General features: G+C 71.3%; 16 protein-coding genes, 1 other RNA gene and 1 pseudogene. 7 read left to right on the top strand and 11 right to left on the bottom strand.

Going from position 1 to position 17,663, the window contains the following annotated elements; translation table 11 throughout:
- Nucleotides 1–195: 195 nt before the first annotated feature.
- The 5 genes from IF64_RS0118295 to IF64_RS0118280 form a co-directional block, all read right to left on the bottom strand.
- Nucleotides 196–957 (bottom strand): class I SAM-dependent DNA methyltransferase, encoded by a 762-nt coding sequence (locus IF64_RS0118295; RefSeq protein ID WP_030533362.1) that lies wholly within the window; start codon nucleotides 955–957, stop codon nucleotides 196–198.
- 129 nt (nucleotides 958–1,086) lie between these two features.
- Nucleotides 1,087–1,485: RNase P RNA component class A (gene rnpB, locus IF64_RS26195), an RNA gene on the bottom strand.
- A 37-nt stretch (nucleotides 1,486–1,522) separates the two neighbouring features.
- Complete coding sequence (locus IF64_RS0118290) at nucleotides 1,523–2,710, bottom strand: bifunctional RNase H/acid phosphatase (RefSeq protein WP_030533361.1); 1,188 nt, start codon at nucleotides 2,708–2,710, stop codon at nucleotides 1,523–1,525.
- Nucleotides 2,707–3,444 (bottom strand): zinc ribbon domain-containing protein, encoded by a 738-nt coding sequence (locus IF64_RS0118285; RefSeq protein WP_030533360.1) that lies wholly within the window; start codon nucleotides 3,442–3,444, stop codon nucleotides 2,707–2,709. Before IF64_RS0118285 ends, IF64_RS0118290 begins: the two co-directional genes overlap by 4 nt.
- Nucleotides 3,441–4,301 carry a Nif3-like dinuclear metal center hexameric protein gene (locus IF64_RS0118280; protein ID WP_051757963.1) on the bottom strand — a complete coding sequence of 287 codons (861 nt, stop codon included), beginning with the start codon at nucleotides 4,299–4,301 and terminating at the stop codon, nucleotides 3,441–3,443. The genes IF64_RS0118285 and IF64_RS0118280 overlap by 4 nt, the downstream gene beginning before the upstream one ends.
- Nucleotides 4,302–4,370: 69 nt before the next feature.
- Between IF64_RS0118280 and IF64_RS0118275 the strand changes: the two genes are divergently transcribed.
- The 5 genes and pseudogenes from IF64_RS0118275 (at nucleotide 4,371) to IF64_RS0118255 (ending at nucleotide 8,849) form a co-directional block, all read left to right on the top strand.
- The gene (locus IF64_RS0118275; RefSeq protein WP_281292274.1) at nucleotides 4,371–4,874 is read left to right on the top strand and encodes a low molecular weight protein-tyrosine-phosphatase; all 504 of its coding nucleotides are present in this window, start codon (nucleotides 4,371–4,373) and stop codon (nucleotides 4,872–4,874) included.
- A complete protein-coding gene (locus tag IF64_RS0118270) occupies nucleotides 4,871–5,803 on the top strand; it encodes a fructosamine kinase family protein (protein ID WP_084705947.1) in 933 nt (310 codons plus the stop codon). The genes IF64_RS0118275 and IF64_RS0118270 overlap by 4 nt, the downstream gene beginning before the upstream one ends.
- Before the next feature lie 82 nt (nucleotides 5,804–5,885).
- Nucleotides 5,886–6,677: pseudogene (locus IF64_RS0118265) on the top strand (SURF1 family cytochrome oxidase biogenesis protein); the annotation flags it as partial.
- 473 nt (nucleotides 6,678–7,150) lie between these two features.
- On the top strand, nucleotides 7,151–7,894 hold the full coding sequence (locus tag IF64_RS0118260; protein ID WP_030533355.1) for a M15 family metallopeptidase: 744 nt from the start codon (nucleotides 7,151–7,153) through the stop codon (nucleotides 7,892–7,894).
- A gap of 208 nt (nucleotides 7,895–8,102) precedes the next feature.
- Nucleotides 8,103–8,849 carry a M15 family metallopeptidase gene (locus IF64_RS0118255; protein ID WP_030533354.1) on the top strand — a complete coding sequence of 249 codons (747 nt, stop codon included), beginning with the start codon at nucleotides 8,103–8,105 and terminating at the stop codon, nucleotides 8,847–8,849.
- Between the two features lie 74 nt (nucleotides 8,850–8,923).
- Here IF64_RS0118255 and IF64_RS0118250 read toward each other — a convergent pair whose 3' ends face one another.
- From IF64_RS0118250 to IF64_RS0118230, 5 genes are all read right to left on the bottom strand, one after another.
- Nucleotides 8,924–9,847: a cobalamin biosynthesis protein CobD/CbiB gene (locus IF64_RS0118250; RefSeq protein WP_030533353.1), complete on the bottom strand. Its 924-nt coding sequence runs from the start codon at nucleotides 9,845–9,847 to the stop codon at nucleotides 8,924–8,926.
- 172 nt (nucleotides 9,848–10,019) lie between these two features.
- A complete protein-coding gene (nudC, locus tag IF64_RS0118245) occupies nucleotides 10,020–11,033 on the bottom strand; it encodes an NAD(+) diphosphatase (protein ID WP_030533352.1) in 1,014 nt (337 codons plus the stop codon).
- Nucleotides 11,030–12,445, bottom strand: a complete 1,416-nt coding sequence (locus tag IF64_RS0118240) for a M16 family metallopeptidase (RefSeq protein ID WP_246134846.1) — start codon at nucleotides 12,443–12,445, stop codon at nucleotides 11,030–11,032. The genes nudC and IF64_RS0118240 overlap by 4 nt, the downstream gene beginning before the upstream one ends.
- Nucleotides 12,442–13,728, bottom strand: a complete 1,287-nt coding sequence (locus IF64_RS0118235; protein ID WP_030533350.1) for a M16 family metallopeptidase — start codon at nucleotides 13,726–13,728, stop codon at nucleotides 12,442–12,444. Before IF64_RS0118235 ends, IF64_RS0118240 begins: the two co-directional genes overlap by 4 nt.
- Before the next feature lie 146 nt (nucleotides 13,729–13,874).
- Nucleotides 13,875–14,786, bottom strand: a complete 912-nt coding sequence (locus IF64_RS0118230; protein ID WP_030533349.1) for a YciC family protein — start codon at nucleotides 14,784–14,786, stop codon at nucleotides 13,875–13,877.
- A 239-nt stretch (nucleotides 14,787–15,025) separates the two neighbouring features.
- Here IF64_RS0118230 and IF64_RS0118225 point away from each other — a divergent pair, with 239 nt between their 5' ends.
- Nucleotides 15,026–16,063: a neutral zinc metallopeptidase gene (locus IF64_RS0118225; protein WP_246134845.1), complete on the top strand. Its 1,038-nt coding sequence runs from the start codon at nucleotides 15,026–15,028 to the stop codon at nucleotides 16,061–16,063.
- A gap of 64 nt (nucleotides 16,064–16,127) precedes the next feature.
- A complete protein-coding gene (locus IF64_RS0118220) occupies nucleotides 16,128–17,108 on the top strand; it encodes a neutral zinc metallopeptidase (protein WP_051757962.1) in 981 nt (326 codons plus the stop codon).
- 14 nt (nucleotides 17,109–17,122) lie between these two features.
- Here IF64_RS0118220 and IF64_RS0118215 read toward each other — a convergent pair whose 3' ends face one another.
- Entirely contained in the window at nucleotides 17,123–17,584 is a 462-nt protein-coding gene (locus tag IF64_RS0118215; RefSeq protein WP_246134844.1) for a hypothetical protein, read from the bottom strand.
- Nucleotides 17,585–17,663 lie beyond the last annotated feature (79 nt).

Genomic DNA, 17,663 nt, shown 5'->3' with positions numbered 1-17,663 from the left:
CTCAATCCGAGCCCATTGAGCGTCAGTGAGCACCGCAGAACGTGACATGCGATCAACAATCCCCCCTCTCACCACAGATCTTTAGGAGACACGCCCTAGTCCGCCACGACTACTCCACCACGACTCCGACGCACGACGAGGACCGCCGGATCCCCGCCCGGCCCGGTTCACCCACAGGCGGGGTGCCCAACGCCGTCATGCACGGGTCTTCTCCCAGACCGACACGTGCTTGGTGCTGTCAGCGGTGAGTTCCGAACGGTCCCAGTCCGCCCAGCGGTGTTTCAGTCGCATTCCTGCGATGCGTGCCATCAGATCCATCTCGGCCGGCCAGGCGTACCTGAACGGAAGTCGGCGGAACGAGCCCGTCCCGTCTGGCGACACCGTGACGTGGTTGGACGTGAACTGTTGTGTGACGACGTCGTACTGGTCGAATCCGACGTAGCCCCCTGCGGCGCCGGCCTCCATCGCGAACGGGACGGTGTCCTGTCCGGGCGGCAGGCGGCGCAGATCCGGCAGACCCACCTCGACGAGGAACAGCCCGCCGGGCCGCAGGTGCGCAGCCGCGTTGCGGAAGACGTCGACCTGGCCGTCCTGCGTGGTCACGTTGCTGATCGTGTTGTACACCAGATACACCAGCGAGAACCGACCGCCGACCCGCGTCGTGGTCATGTCGCCGAGCACGACGTCGACTGCGTCGCCGCCCGGTTTGCCCGCAATGCGCGCCGCCATCGCGCGGCTCAGCTCGATCCCGCTCACCGGCACACCGCGAGCGGCCAGCGGCGCCGCGATCCGGCCGGTGCCGACGGCGAACTCCAGTACCGGCCCGTCGGCCAGCTCCTCGAGGACATCGACCGCAGGCGTGACGACTTCGGGCGCGTTCGCACCGCGCGGGTCGTCGTAGTCCGCGGCCACACTCTCGGGAAACCAGCCGTCAGCCGGGTCGTCCTCCACGTTCACCGAACCGATCACGGCCGCCGACGCTACGCCCGCGACCTCGGTTCCTCACCCGATTTTCGACGCGCGGGAAGCCGACGGCACCACCCGAGCCTTCCCGAGGGGACGCGGCAGGGTGGGACGAGAGCAGGGAGGACGAGTTGGCATGTAAGCCGGATTCTGTGCCCACGGACGTGCCGTGGGTGGCGACCATCCATCTCGGCCTACCGTTGCCGGCAGGCTCCAGCGGTCTACCCGCAGGCCTCGGACGGGCCGCCCTCGAACGCCTGCGCAGGAGCGCGCACGCTCCCTCTTGACCTTGCTCCGGGTGGGGTTTACCAAGCCGCCCCGGTCACCCGGGGCGCTGGTGGTCTCTTACACCACCGTTTCACCCTTACCCGGCGGCCGGAGCCGCCGGGCGGTCTGTTTTCTGTGGCACTGTCCCGCGGGTCACCCCGGGTTGCCGTTAACAACCACCCTGCCCTGTGGAGTCCGGACTTTCCTCGAAACCGCACCTCGTGGATGCGGCGTCGCGGCCGCCCTGCCAACTCGTCCGGCCGTCCAGGTTACTCCGCTACCCGTCCGCGATTCACCGAAGGTGGGAGATGTCGTTCACCAGGCGCACGCTGGCGTTGCCGTCCGGGTAGAAGTCCGCGATCGACAGCGACGCCGGGTCCAGATGCAGCCGGAACAGCAGCGACGGCCCCGCATCGAGCGCCAGCCTGAGCAGCATCTTGATCGGCGTCACGTGGCTGACCACCACGATCGTCCTACCCGCGTACCGGTCGAACAGCTGCTCCTGCGCCTGCCGCACCCGCCGGTACACCGCGTCGAAGCTCTCCCCGCCGGGTGGCGGCACGGACGTGTCGCTCATCCACCGGCCGTGCACGTCGGGGTCGCGGCGCGAGGCCTCGGCGAACGTCAGGCCCTCCCACTCGCCGAAGTCCGTCTCCCGCAACGTCTGCAACGTCTCGACCCGGCCGCCGAGCGCATCGCTCACGGCCTGCGCGGTCTGCACCGCACGCATCAACGGCGACGCCACGACCACCGGCTCCGACTCGCGGACACCGTCCATTTCGGCCAGTCGCTTCGCCGCGGCCTGCGCCTGCCACCTACCGGTCTCGGTCAGCGCGACGTCGCCGACGCCGGAGTAGCGCCGGTCCACCGACATCTCCGTCTGTCCGTGCCGCAGCAACAGCAGGCGCGTCGGCGTGCCCGACGCACCCGTCCACCCGGTGGGCGCCACCCGATCCGACGGCGCGGACGACGACGCCCTGGCCGGTTCGGACGGTGCGGTGCCGGTCAGCGACAGCTGCTCGGCCTCGTCGGCCGGCGATTCGGCCGCGGGCACGTCACCCGAGGCCTGCGTGTCCATGGCCTCGTTGGCCAGCCGGTCGGCGTGCGAGTTCTGCGCCCGGGGGATCCACGCGTACGTCACGCGCGAGAACCGGCCCGCGAGTTCCTTCGCGCGCAACGCCAACGGCTGGAGCGCCGCGTGCTTGATCTTCCACCGGCCGCACATCTGTTCCACGACCAGTTTCGAGTCCATCCGCACGTCCACAGTGGACGCACCGACCTCGGCCGCGGCCTCGAGCCCCGCGACGAGGCCGCTGTACTCGGCGACGTTGTTCGTCGCCACACCCAGCCCCACGGCACGTTCGGCCAGCACCTCGCCCGACTCGGCGTCCTTGACCACCGCGCCGTAGCCCGCGGGTCCGGGATTGCCGCGTGAGCCGCCGTCTGCCTCGACGACGACGTGCGAGACGCGCGCGGTCACAGCCCCGACTCCGGGGTGCGCACCAGGATCGCGCCGCAGTTCTCACACGTCACGACGTCGTCCTCGGCCGCGGCCTTGATCTCCGACAGCTGGCTGCGGTCGAGTTCCAGCCTGCACGCCTCGCACTTGCGCGCCCGCAGCATCGCCGCACCGATCCCCCGCTGGTCGCGCACCCGCTCGTACACCTTGAGCAGCGGTTCGGGGAACGTCGGCAGCAGCGCGGCCCGATCGGCGTCGCGCCTGCCCTGGGTGGCGTCCAGATCGGCGACCGCCTCGTCGCGGCGGGTGGTGGCGTCGGCCAGGTCCTGCTCGGCCTTGTCGACCTCGGCGGCGGCCCGCTGCACCTCGATGTCGGCCGCCTCCCTGCGCTCCATGAGCTCGAGCTGGTCGTCCTCGAGGACCTGCTGACGCCGGGCCAGCGTCTCCAGTTCGTGCTCGAGTTCGGTGAGCTGTTTCGCGCCCGCGGAACCGGACTCCATGAGCTTGCGGTCGCGGTCCGCGCGCGCACGCACCGACTCGACCTCCTTCTCCTGGCGGTCCACTTCCCGCTGGAGGTCGGAGGCCGCCGTCTGGGCGGTCACGAGCGCGTCGCGCTTGTCGCGCAACGCCTTCTCGATCTCCTCGATCTCGGCGAGCTCGGGCAGGTTCCGTCGACGGTGGGCCACTCGCGCCAGCTCCGCGTCGACGGAGGCGAGCTCCAGCAGCTGTCGCTGCACGGACGGATCTGCCTTCACTTGGTACTCCCGTTCGCTCGGACGTTCCACGGATCTGTGCACCGCGTGGAAACGTGAACTTCGACGTTACCCGCCGCGCGGATCACCTCGGCGGCTTGCCCGCACCACGGCCACTCGCTGGCCCAATGGGTCACGCCGACCAGCGCGGGCACGGTCCCCGACTGTTCGAGGTGCTCCCCAGCGGGGTGGTGGCGCAGGTCGGCGGTGACGTACGCGTCGACCCCCTCGGCGGTGGCCGTCGCGAGGAAGCTGTCGCCGGCCCCGCCGGACACCGCGACCGTCCGGATCGGCCGGTCCGGATCGCCCGCGCCGTGGACGCCGGGCACCGTGGCGGGCAGCGCCGCGCCGACCCGGTCGACGAACGCCGCGAACGGCTCGGCCTCGGGCAGCACGCCGATGCGGCCCAGTCCCGTACGCGCACCCTCGGCGTGCGGCGCGAGGGGACGCTGCACCCGCAGGCCGATCGCCTCGGCGAGCGCGTCGGACACGCCGGGGTCGGCCGAGTCGGCGTTGGTGTGGGCGCAGAACAACCCCACCCCGCCGCGGATCAGCCGGTGCACGAGTGAGCCCTTCGTGGTGTCGGCAGGCACGCCGTGCACGCCGCGCAGGAGGAGGGGATGGTGCGCCACGATCAGCTGTGCGCCGATCTCGAACGCCTCGTCGACCGTGTCGGCGACCGGGTCGACACACACCAGCACGCGGTCGACCCGCTCGGCGGGGTCGCCGCACACGAGCCCGACGGCGTCCCACGACTCGGCGAGGCCGCGCGGGTAGGCGGTGTCGAGCGCCGCGACCACGTCGGCGACCGTGGTGCCGCCCGGCGCGGGATCAGGGGTGGCAGAGACGTCGGCGGACATGGCGAGATCCTCCCATGCACGATCGCGCACCCCGCTGGACCGTCCCGTCCGGTGCGGCAGACTGACCGTGTGACGAATTCCGAGCCCACCGTCCAGCGTTCCGCATCGGCGCCCCTGCACGTCTGCTTCGTCTGCACGGGCAACATCTGCCGCTCGCCCATGGCCGCGCTCGTGTTCCGGAGACACCTCGCCGAGGCGGGGTTGTCCGAGGCCGTCACGGTGACCAGCGCCGGCGTCGGGCCGTGGCACGTCGGCGAACCCGCCGACCCCCGCGCCCGCGCGACCCTGCGGGCCGCCGGGTATTCCGACGAGCACGTCGCGGCCCAGCTCGGCGACGAGCACGCCGACGCCGACCTGTTCGTCGTCGCCACGAAGAGCCACCTGCGCGACGTCGTCGACGTGGTGGGCAATCCCGACCGGGTGGTCCTGCTGCGCCGGTTCGACCCGTCGGCACCGCCGGACGCAGAGGTCCCCGACCCGTACTACGGCGGCGACGACGGCTTCACCGACGTGCTCGGCATGATCGAGAGGGCGATGCCGAGCCTGATCGCGTGGGTCGAGGAGCGCCTGTGACCGGCTCCGACTCCGCAGGTGCCTCAGGTGCCTCAGGTGCCTCAGGTGCCGCCGATGCCGTCGCCCGCCACACCGGGAGCGAACCCGTCGACACTCGCCCGTTGGGAGGGGACGCCGTCGCCGCGCGGCTCGACGCGCGGGACGGATCGCACGGCCGCGCAGGCACGGTCGTGGCGAAACGGGGTGCGGGCCCCAACGCGGCCGCGGCCGAAGGTGCGGGTCTGCGCTGGCTGGCCGAACCGGGCGTGGTGCCCGTGCCGCACGTCCACGGCTGGGACGACGACTGGCTGGTGCTGGACTACGTCGAGCCGGGCCGGCCGACTCCCGAGGGCGCCGAGGCCTTCGGGCGCGGGTTGGCGGCGCTGCACCTCAGCGGTGCGCCGGCGTTCGGCTGTCCACCTCCGGACGGTCCGGCCGACGCGTGGATCGGGTTGACCGGCATGTCGAACCGGCCGCACGACGACTGGCCCACGTTCTACGCCCGCGAACGCATCCGGCCCTACGTGCGCGCCGCGGTCGACCAGGGCCTGTTCGACCGCGACGACGCCGCCGTGTTCGACACGGTGTGCGACCGGCTGCCCGAGTTGCAGCCCGGCGACGAACCGCCTGCGCGACTGCACGGTGACCTGTGGAGCGGCAACGTCCACTGGGGCGAGGACGGCGCCGTGTGGCTCATCGACCCGGCCGCGCACGGCGGCCACCGGGAGACGGACCTGGCGATGATGCACCTGTTCGGCGTCCCCCAGCTGGACCGTGTGCTGGGCGCCTACGCCGAGGCCGCCGCCGAGGCGGGCAGGCCACTGGCCGAACGGCACGAGGACCGCGTCCCCCTGCACCAGCTGTTTCCCCTGCTCGTGCACACCGTGCTGTTCGGAGGCGGCTACGCCGGCCAGGCGCTCGCCGCCGCACGCCGCGCGCTGCGCTCGTGAACGAACTGCGCTCGTGAGACGCACGCCGCGTTCCCGGCCACCACGCCGCGACCCGGCGGCGCCCGCCCCCTACCGTGGGGGTGTGCGGTGGAGATTCCTGCTCAAGCCCGGGTGGCTGGCGTTGACGGTGGTGGTGTTCGTCTTCGCCGCCCTGTGCTTCACCGTGCTCGCCCCCTGGCAGTTCCACCGGCACGACGAACGCGCCGCGCAGAACGAGGCCGTGTCCACCGCGGGCGCACCGAGCCCCCTGAACGAGGTGCTGCCCCGCGGCACCTCCCCCGACGGCGACACGCAGTGGAAACGCGTCACGATCGAGGGCACCTACCTGCCTGACGACGAGGTCATCGCCCGCCTGCGCACCGTGCAGGGCGAACCGGCGTTCGAGGTGCTCACCCCGCTGCGCACCACCGACGGTCAGGTCGTCCTGATCGACCGCGGCTACGTGCGTCCCGACAACAACACCGGGGTGTCGGAGTTCGATCCGCCCCCGCAGGGACGCGTCACCGTCGAGGCCCGCGTGCGGGTCGACGAGGACGACCCGAGCGACCGCGACGCCTTCGCCGACGAGAGCACCGGGGGCAGGCTGCACTCGTACTCGGTCGACTCGCGCGTGGTCGCCCGCGCGACGGGTCTCGACATCCGGCCCGGCTACTTCCAGCTCGAGCCGGGCCAGCCCGGCGTGACCAACGCGCTGCCGCTCCCCCAACTGCAGGCTGGGCCGTTCTTCTCGTACGCGCTGCAGTGGATCGCGTTCGGCGCGATGGCTCTGCTCGGCTGGCTGTACTTCACGATCAGGGAAGCCAGGCCCGGCGGTGCGCTCGCCGATCCGGAACCGGAGCGCACGGCCGAGCCCGCACCCGCGAGCCGGAGCACGGCCCCCAGCGGCAACAGCAGCGGCGGGAATAGCAGCGACAGCGGGGACGACAGCGAGGGCGGCGCGGAACCCCGCACCGCCGAACCCGGCGCCCCGGCGCAGCCGGGCGCGCCCGCCGACCGGCGGGCCGCAGCGAAACGTCCGAAGAAGTCCAAGCGGAAGTCGGTGGCACAGATCCTCGCCGAGGACGAGGAAGCCGAAGCCTCCGCGGACGCCGGATCCTCCCAGCGCTGACACTCCGCCCGTTCTTCTCCCCGCGACCCAGCCTCCCAACCGAGACAGCTTCCCGCGAGGCACGGTTTCGCCAGGGATACGGGAGACCGGCGAACTACGCCGAACGGCTTCCGAGCAGACTTTCGCAGTAGACCGTACGTCCGGTTTTTCCCATTTACGCAACCGATCCCGTTCCGCCTCCGGCAGATTCCCTTCCGTGCCGCACCCCCGACGGCACACGGACAACCTGCGGAGGTTCCATGCGTAAGAGAATCATCTCCCTGCTCGCGGCGGCCGCCATGGTGTTAACCGGCGCGGCGGCGACCACGGTCGTCGCCGCGGCGCCCGCAGCGGCGGACAGCTGTTACACCTGGAGCGACACGCTCCGCCGCGGATCGAGCGGCAGCGCGGTCACCCAGCTCCAGATCCGTGTCGCAGGCTGGGTCGGCACCGGCGAGCACCTGGCCATCGACGGTCAGTACGGTCCGGCCACCGAGGCCGCGGTGAAGCGGTTCCAGGCCGGCTACGGACTGACGGCCGACGGCATCGCCGGCTCGCAGACGTTCAGCAAGATCTACGAACTGCAGAGCAGCGACTGCACCCCGGTCCACTTCACCTACTCGGAGTTCGACGCCAACTGCGGCGCCAACAACTTCAACGGCGGCAAGGTCTCGGCCGCCACCGCCAAGGAGAACACCAAGCGCGTCATGTGGCAGCTCGAGGCGATGCGCCACAAGCTCGGTGACAAGCCGATCGGCGTGACGTCCGGCATCCGCAGCGTCGCCTGCAACTCGTCGGTGGGTGGTTCGTCCACCAGCAGGCACATGTGGGGCGACGCGGCCGATCTCGGCATCGGAGCGAACACGCACTCGCAGTGCACGCTCTACAACGCCGCCCGCAGCGCCGGTTTCACCGAGATCCTCGGGCCGGGCTACCCCAACCACAACGACCACGTGCACGTCGCCAACGGCACCGGCACGGTCCACCGCGCGCCGAACTGCTGACGCGCTGCCCGACTGCGAGACGGGGCGGATTCCGGACCACGGAAACCGCCCCGTTTCCGTGCGCAGGTGTGGGGTGACCGACCGACCCGGAGCGACTTTCGTCGCGGTCCGGCGGCAGCAACTTCCCGAATTGTGCTGACACCGGGCGAAAAGTCACGAAATCGTGCGCATCGACGTTACTCACCGCCCCCCTCTCGAAGGAGACGTCATGGCCAAGCGCACCCTGTCCCTGCTCGCCGCGGCGGCGATCGCCGCAGGCGGACTGACGACGGCCGTGGCCGTCACGAGCCCGGCCCCCGCTGCCGCCCAGGACTGCTACACGTGGAGCGGAACGCTCTCCGAAGGCGACTCGGGCGAGGCCGTCACCGAGCTCCAGATCCGCGTCGCGGGCTGGATGAGCACGGGCGAACACCTCACCATCGACGGCGAGTACGGCCCCGCCACGGCCGCGGCCGTGAAGCGGTTCCAGTCGGGCTACGGCCTGTCGGCCGACGGCGTGGCCGGCGAGCAGACCTTCAACAAGATCTACGAACTGACCAGCAGCGACTGCACCCCCGCCCACTTCGAGTACTCCGAGTTCGACGAGAACTGCGGCGCGAACAGCTTCGAAGGCGGCAAGGTGTCGGCCGGCGAGGCCATGGAGAACACCCGCCGGGTGATGTGGCAGCTCGAGGCCATGCGCCACAAGCTCGACGACACCCCGCTGGGCATCACGTCGGGCATCCGCAGCGTGGACTGCAACGCGTCCGTGGGCGGTTCGGCCAGCAGCAGGCACATGTGGGCCGACGCGGCCGACCTCGGCAACGGTGCCAACTCCGTCGCACACTGCACGCTCTACCATGCGGCACGCGACGCCGGCTTCACCGAGATCCTCGGCGCCGGTTACCCGAACCACGACGACCACGTGCACGTCGCCAACGGAACGTCGCAGAACCACCAGGCCCCGAACTGCTGATCCGTCCCGTTCGGACGGTTCGACGGACTGCGGTGGCGCCGGGACCCCCTCCCCGGCGTCACCGCTTTTCCGGGTCAGCGGCGGCGAAGTCCGGACAGCGCCGCCACCACGACCGACACTCCGAGGGCGCACAGACCGACCACACGGGACAGTTCGACGGCGCGGGTGACGTGGCCGGCATCGGGATTGCGTCCGGCACCGAGCACCGGCAGTTCCGCCACCCCCGCCGGATACACCGTGCGGCCGCCGAGCCGGATCTCCAGTGCGCCCGCGAACGCGGCCTCCGCACGTCCGGCGTTGGGATCGGGGTGCGCGGCCGCATCCCTGCGCCACGCCCGCCAGGCACTGGGCGCCGATCCGCCCACCACCGGGGCAGCTGCGGTCGTCAGCATCGCGGTCAGGCGGGCGGGCACGAGGTGTGCGAGCTCGTCGAGACGCCTGGCGACGACGCCCGGTTCACCGCGCGCACCGCGCCGTCTGCCGAGCACCGCGGCGGTACGCGCGCCCAGCAGTCCCGGCGTCCCAGCGAGCGCGCCCCAGAACAACGGGGAGACCACGGCGGCGGAGGTCTGGTCCGCCACGATCTCGATGGAGGCGCGCGACAGGGCGGGCAGGTCGAGATCCGCGGTACAGCGCGGATCCGAGGCGGAGATGTCACGCCGTGCGGACTCGAGGTCCCCCGATTCGAGTTCGCGGGCCAGTTCCGTGCCGTCGACGGCGATGCGCGCGCCGCCGAGCACGGACCACGTCCCTGCCGCGAGGGTCACCAGCCGCAGCGCGGGCCGCCGCTCGGCGATGCGGTCGGCGAGCACGCCGACCGCGACGCTGCCCGCGGTGAGCACCACCGCGGCGCCGTTCCCGCCGATGCGGTCCGACAGGGCAGCGGCGGCCTTCGGCACGAGCGCCACGGGACGTTTCGGAGCGGTCCGGCGCGGCTCACCGACGAGACTGTCCGCGAGCACGCCGAGTAACAATCCGACGGCCCGATATGCACTCACAGCCCCGAAACCCCCAATCCGGTGAACTCACCGGCCGAGCCTACCGAGTTCCCGCTCCGCGCACCCGCCCTTCCACGAATACCGACGCGGTCACGCCGGGGACGTCACTACGCGCCTGCGGGAACCGGGGGTGAGGGTAGCCGAGGGTCTACCGAACGTGGTTGCGGTCGCGTCACGAGTCGGCGTCGGCCCACGAACGGAGCATCACGTAGGCGATCGACGTCCGCCCGGGCAGGAGCAGCTCGTCGTTCTCGCCCGCGAACGCCGCACGCACCTCGTCCCGGCTGAACCAGCGCGCCTCCTCGATCTCCCCGTCCGCGGGCCGCAGCGGCGCATCGGTCTCGGTGCGTGCCGCGAAGCCGAGCATGATCGACCGCGGGAACGGCCACGGCTGACTGCCCAGGTAGCGGGCGTCGCGCACCTCGACGCCGACCTCTTCCCTGATCTCGCGTTCGACGCAGCCTTCGAGCGACTCGCCCGCCTCGACGAAGCCGGCCAGCACCGAGTACCGCTTCGGCGGCCACACCGGTTGCCTGGCCAGGAGCACCTTGGCGCCGTTGACGCCGACGTCGTCGTGCACCAGGCAGATGACGGCCGGATCGGTGCGCGGGTACTCCTCGCGCTCGCAGCCCGTGCAGTGCGTGGCCCAGCCGAACTGGGTCCGCCGTACGGGAGCACCGCACCGCGCGCAGAACCGGCCACGCCAGTGCCAGTTACGCAGCGCCTCGGCGGTCGTGAGCAGCCCGGCCGAGGTGTCGTCCAGCAGCGCGCCGTGGCCCCGCAGTTCGAGCCACACCTCGTCGTCGCTTGCGGGCATCTCCTGCCGCACGCCCCATCCGCCGTCGACCTCGACGGTGTCCAGTTCGGACGGTGCGTCGACCGGGAGCATCCAGTAGTCGACCCCGTCCCACTCGCCGAGGAACGACGCATCCTCCGGTGGCGCGGCGGCGAGGTCGGCCGCCTTGCGGGTGCTGACCGGCGCCCCGCCGGATTCCGCTCCGGACGCCGCGCCGACGGCACCGACGGCGTCGCGGCGCACCGGCGTGCGGCCCCACGGGTCGACCACGACGACGCGGGCGTCCGCCCAGCGCCGGACCAACCGGTCGGGGTCGGTGCGCAACGTCTCCTGCCGGTCCACTGTGGATCGCGAAAGGGCGGGGACCGCGCCCAGTTCGAACGGCCTCACAGCTGCCGATCCGCGATCCGCACGCCGCCGAGCGCCTCGAGCTGCGGCCCGAGCAGGTCGGCGTCCCCGACGATGACGCCCGTGAACCTGGTCGGCGCGAAGAACTCGAGCGCCGCCTCCGCGACCTGTTCGGTGGTCACGGCGGCCAGCCGCCCCGGCTGACCCCGCAGCCAGTCCAGGCCGAGGCCCACCGAGGCCAGTCCGATCAGCTGGTTGGCCAGCCCGGCCTGCGAGGCCGAGCCGATCAGCAACGCACCGGTGGCGTACTGGCGCACGGACTCCACCTCGGCCTCGGTCGGCGGGACGAGGCCCAGCCTGCCGAGTTCGTAGCGCGTCTCCAACAGTGCCGCGGCGGTGACGTCGCTGGCGGTGTCGGCGTCCACCTGCACCGTCGCCGCACCGTCGGTGAACTCGAACCCGGAGTGTGCACCGTAGGTGTAGCCCTTGTCCTCGCGGATGTTCTCGACCAGTCGCGAGGAGAAGTACCCACCGAACGTCAGGTTCGCCAGCTGCAACGCCGGATACCGCTCGTGCGTGCGCGGCAGTCCCTGCGCCGACAGCCGGATCTGCGACTGCACCGCACCCGCGCGCGGGACGAGCAGCACGTCGCCGCCCTCCAGCGCAGGCAGCGGTGGCAGCTCGGTGGCCGCGACGTCGGACCGCCAGTCGCCGAGCGCCTTCTCCACCTCGGCCAGCGCTGACTGCGGGTCGATGTCACCGACGAGAACCAGCACCGACCCACGGGGCAGCACGGCGGCCGGGTGCAGCGCGCGGACCGCCTCCGGCGTGACGCGTTCGACGTCCTCGGGCAGCGGGACCTCACGCGTGTACGGGTGATCGCCGTAGCGGTGTTTCTGCAGTGCCTCGCGCGCGATCACACGCGGCTGCGTCCGCGCGACGGCCAGGCGCTCCACGAGACGTGCCGCCTCGCGCTGCACCTCGTGGTCGGCGTAGGTCGCCTCGGTCAGCAGGTCGGCCAGCACGTCGAGCAACGTCGGCAGGCCGCTGGCGAGCGAGCTCGCCGACACCGACAGGTGTTCCGGGTCGACGGCCGTGCCGAGGTCGCCGCCGATGAGGGCCAGGTCGGTGTCGATCGCCACCCGGTCCCGCCTCCGGGTGCCGGTGGTGATCGTGTCGGCCAGCACCTCCGCGGTGGCGGTGTGCATGCCGTCGGCGACGGCGCTGCCGAACGGGATGGTCATGCGCAGCTCGACCATGGGGGCACCGGGCTTGCGTACCGCGAGCACACGCAGCCCGCTCGCCAGCACCGTGTCGACGTGCTCGGGCTCGTCGGCGGCGCGCTGCTGTCCGAGCGGAGGAAGCTCGCGCGGACCGGCAGGCGTGCGGCCGATCTCCTCCGCGGTCCGGTGGTTGTTCGACTGCGCCGAGTGGGGCGAGTGGGACACGGTCACTGGGCACCTCCCTGCGCGGGCTCGACGAGAAGGACGGCACGCGAATCGGGCCGTAGGTTCTTGGCCGCCTGCGACACCTGCTCGGCCGATACGGCTGCGATGCGGTCGGCGGCACCGTGCAGCAACGACGGATCGCCGTAGAGCAGTTCGAACGATCCGAGCCCCAGCGTGCGGTTGACCAGCCGGTCGTGCTCCGAGTGCAGCATCGCGCTCCACCGGGCGGTCACCCTCGCGAGCTCGTCGCTGGTGGGCGGCTGCGCGGCGAGCGATTCGAGCTCCTCGTCGACGGCTCCGAGAATGCGGTCGACGCCCACGTCGGGCGTGTGCATCGCGGTGATCGAGAAGGTGTCGGGGTCGCGGGCCTCGAACGGCCCGAACAGTCCGGCACCGGCGTTGATGTCGGTGACGAGCGGTTCGCCGTGCACGAGCCGCTGCTGCAGCCGCGCGCCGTCACCGTCGACGAGGACGCTGGCCAGCACCAGGTGCGCCAGGTAGGCGTCGAGCTCGCCGATCGGGTCGGGCATGCGGTATCCGACGGCGAGCGCGGGCAGCGGGGCGTGCGGGTCGACGTGCGTGTCGCGCAGTTCGCGCGTCGGACGCGGTTCGGCGAACGAGGGCCGCTCCGGACGCGGGCGCGCGGGTACGTCGCCGAAGTGCTTCTCGATCAGCTCGCGCGCATGGTCGACCTCGATGTCCCCTGCCACGGTCAGCACCGCGTTGGCGGGCGCGTAGTAGGTGTCGAAGAAGGCCGCGCAGTCGTCCAGCGTGGCCTGTTCGAGGTCGGTGAAGTCGCCGTAGCCGTTGTGGGCGTTGGGGAACGTGTCGTACAGGACCGGCGGCAGGAGGATCCACGGGAACCCGCCGTAGGGCCGGTTCAGCACGTTGAGCCGGATCTCCTCCTTGACCACGTCGATCTGGTTGGCGAGGTTCTCCTGGGTCAGCTTCGGCGCGCGCATGCGGTCGGCCTCGAGGAACAGCGCGCGCTCGAGCGCGGCCGACGGCAGCACCTCGAAGTAGTCGGTGTAGTCCGGATGCGTCGACCCGTTGAACGAGCCACCACTGCCCTGGACGTGCCGGAAGTGCGCCAGCTTCTCGAGGCTCTCGCTGCCCTGGAACATCAGATGCTCGAACAGGTGCGCAAAGCCCGTGCGGCCTTCGGGTTCGGAACGGAATCCCACGTCGTAGTGCACGCTCACGCCGACGACCGGTGCACTCCGGTCGGGCGCGAGCACCACCCGCAGGCCGTTGTCCAGGGTCAGTCTGTGGAGAACGGGTTCGGCCATGCAAGCCACCCTACGGGAGTGGCTGTGTTCGGCACGGCCCCTTCGCCGGTTCGCCTCGTGTCCTCGTTTCCTCGTGTCCGATCCCACCGGACGCGAACCGGCCCGGCGGCACGGGGCCGCCGGGCCGGTTCGCGGGAGCGCCGGGGTCAGTCGGGCAGCTGGGCCGCGCGCTGCAGCTCCGGTCCGAGGTTCTCGCGGCGGATCCGCTGGTCGATGTAGATCAGCGCGGTCACGGCCGAGGCGAACGGCACCGTGATGGTCTGTGCGATGCCGTAGCCGATCTCGCTCATCAGCTGCTGGCCGGTGGACATCTCACCGCTGACGGGCAGCGACATCGACACCGGCAACTGGATCACGAAGCTGATGACCGTCGTGATGAGCAGCGCGACGAGCAGATACCCGAACACGCGCCACCACGACCCGCTGACCAGGTTGAACGAGCGTTTCATGGCCGAGCCGACGGTTCCGCGTTCCAGCACCAGCGCGGGAGTGGCCAACGCGAGGAACACGTACGCGGCGATCCCGGGGATGATCAGCAGGAACGTGCCGATCATGGTGATGATCGTGACGACGATCGTCAGGCCGAGCAGCGCGGGCAGGCGCGGCTTGAAGTCGGCCCACGCCTCGGCGAACGTGATGGCCTTGCCGAGCACGGCTCGTCCGACGACGACCATCAGCAGTCCGGTGATGAGCGTCTGGGTCAACAGCGTCACCAGCAGCAGCACCCCGTTGGCAGGCAACGTGTCGAACAGCTGCTGACGCGCCTGTTCCAGCTGCTGCTCCTGCGTGGCGTTCGGGTCGATCATCCGCACGTCGGGAAGGACGTACAGGTCGGCCAGGAACATCAGCAGCGCACCGATGAACGCCACCACCGCCGACGTGCCGAACACCACGCCCGCGTGTCTGCGCATGGTGGCGAACGCACCCTCGAGGATCTCGCCGAGCCGCAGCGGACGCAGCGGGATCACGCCGGGTTGGTCGCCCTGGAAACCTCCGCCCTGCGACGGATAGCGCGGCAGGTCGGCACCGCCGCCGGGCATTCCGCTGGAATCGCTCATGTCCGAATCCTGCCATCCTCATGACCCGCGAACCCGGTCGGGCGCGCGGGTGATCGCTATGCTCACCGCGCACACGATCGCTGCTGGGGGAGCCACGCCACATGACCCGACCTCCGTACGGGCCCGGACCGTTCGGCCCACAGGGCCCGTACGGACATGGTGCGCCCGGGCCGGGACCGCCCGCAGGGCAACCATCACCGCCGCCGTGGGGCGGGCCGCCGATGGGTTCGATGGGTCCGATGGGTCCGCCTCCACGGGGACCGCGGTCGAACGCGCCCGCCGTGGCCGCCGTCCTCGGCGGGGTCGGGGTGGTGGCGCTCGTCGTGGTGCTGCTGGTGACGCTCACCGGCGGCGATCCGGAACCCACCGCGGACCGGGGCGGCGCGCCGGCTCCGCCCTCCCCGACCTCCTCGACCTCGGCACCGTCGACCACGCCGCTCACCTCGTCGCCGTCGGAGACCACCGAGACGAGTGCGACCGTCGATCCGAGCATCGTCACGTTCACCGAGGAGTCGGACGGAGCCGACGCGCCGCGCTCCGGTGGCCGGAAGGTGTACGAGCTGGGTGACCACCCGCTGTTCCAGGACACCGAGGGCGGGCTGACGGCCGTGGAGTGCTCGCTTCCGGCGTGGCGCAGCGACCCGGCGGCCGCGGAGGCGTTCTTCACCGCGGCCACGGACTGCCTGAACACCACGTGGGGCGCGCTGCTGCGCTCCTACGGGCTCCCCTTCGAGGAGCCCACGCTGCACTTTCCCGACGGGAGGTCCTACGAGACCACCTCGTGCGGCACGCAGGAGGTGAGCATGGCCAAGGCGGCGCTGTACTGCGCCAACAACCTCTACCTGCCGTACGCGGGCATGCAGGCCGACCGGTACGGCGACCAGGCGGGCGTCTACCTCGCCGTCCTCGCGCACGAGTACGGCCACCACGTGCAGTACCTGGCCGGCATCTACGAGACCGCGTGGAAGCGAATGCAGGAGGCCGGCGGCCAGGGCACGACGGGAGCCGACGAGGTCTCGCGCAGGCTGGAGCTGCAGGCCCAGTGCTTCTCCGGCATGTTCATGGGTTCGCACACCGGACGCAGCGGGTCGAACGGCGTGAACCAGACGATGCTCGACCAGGCCTGGTACGACCAGGAGGTGCGCGGCGACGACACCTCGGGGACCACCGACCACGGTTCCAACGCCCACTACGCGTCGTGGTGGCAGCAGGGCAGCCGCGACAACCGCCTCTACCAGTGCAACACGTGGCTGGCCGACGCAGCCGACGTTTCGTGAGGTCGGCCCCGTCCGGGCCGGCCGCTATGCTGAGCGGACCCCAGCAGCGAGGTTCGCAGGCGACATGACCGAATCCCCTCAGGACCGCGGCTCCGGTGGCTCCGGAAACTCCGCAGACTCCGCAGACTCCGGTGAGCGCGGTGACGCGGCGCGGCGGCGCGCCGGCACGTCCGTGACGATCTTCGCGTTGGCGGGGATCGTGCTGATCGGCCTCGCGAGCGTGCTCGTGGTGAACCTCGTGACCACGCCCGCGCCGGAGGGCGGGGCGTCGTCGGGTGGCGGTACGCCCCGGGCCGCACAGTCCACCGAGGCCGTGTCCTCGGACATCAAGGCGATCGGCGACCGGCCGATGATGAAGGACCCGGACGCCGGGTTGCAGGCCGTGCCGTGCTCGTTACCCCCGTGGCAGAACAACCCCGAGGGCGCGCGGTTGTTCTTCACCGCGGCCACGGACTGCCTCAACCGCACGTGGGAGCCGTTCCTGCGCCAGTACGACCTGCCGTTCCGCGAGCCGACGCTGCACTTCCCCGACGGGCAGGCGTTCCGCACGCCGTGCGGGAACATCCGGGTGGACGTGACCACCGCGGCCTACTACTGCAACGACAACCTGTACGTGCCGTTCTCCGGCCTGCAGACCGACTACTACGGCGACCAGCCCGGCATCTACCTGGCCGTCATCGCCCACGAGTACGGCCACCACGTGCAGGAGGTCGCGGGAATCATGGATGCGGTGTGGGCCCACATCAACGCGGTCGGCGAGAGCACCGACGAGGGCCAGGACCTGTCCCGCCGCAGGGAACTGCAGGCCCAGTGCTTCTCCGGCATGTTCATGGGTGCGCAGACCGGGCGCAGCGGCGAACGCGGCGTCACACAGCAGATGTTCGACACCGCCTGGTACGACCAGGACACGCGGGGGGACGACACGTCCGGAAACAGCGACCACGGTTCCAACGCCAACTACGCGCAGTGGTGGCGCTCGGGCGCCGAGTCGAACCGCATCGTCGACTGCGACACCTTCTCGGCGCAACCCTCGGCGGTCTCCTGACCGCCACCGGCCGATCACACAGCGAGTCGCGGGCCTCGGACCACGAGGAACGAGTAGACCCCGCCCGCGGCACAGCTCAGCACCAGCAGTGCCATCCCGAGCGGCCTGCCGAGGTCGGCCATCCCCGCATGCGTGGCGGCGAGCTGCACCGACAGCGGACCGTCCGGCAGTTCCTCGGGCACGGCGATCTGGACCAGCTCGTCCTTGTCGTGCCCGCACCCGCTCAGCGTGCCTTCGTGGGTGGCACCGTCGGCCTGGAACCGCACGGTCTCCTGGGCGTCCGGGTTGGTGCAGTCGGCGGGAGCGGTCACGGTCGCCTGCACGGTGCGCTCGGCGGTCCCGCTCGACGTGGCGAACAGCGACGGGCCCAACAGCCACGCCAGCACCGTGATCAGGATGCCGACCACGGCAGCCACGCCGATCGCCCGCCATCCAACCACGACCGCACGTCTGCCCGATTCCGCTTCTCGCCGCACGGCCTCAATCGTGCCAGGTCTGCGCGCACCGGCCCAGGACACGAGGGGCCGCCAACATCACAGTGCGGCCTCGGTCCAG

The organism is Prauserella rugosa (assembly GCF_000719975.1).
Classification (GTDB): domain Bacteria; phylum Actinomycetota; class Actinomycetes; order Mycobacteriales; family Pseudonocardiaceae; genus Prauserella; species Prauserella rugosa.
Note: the sequence above shows the minus strand (reverse complement) of the source record. Positions and strands in the feature narration are given on the sequence as shown.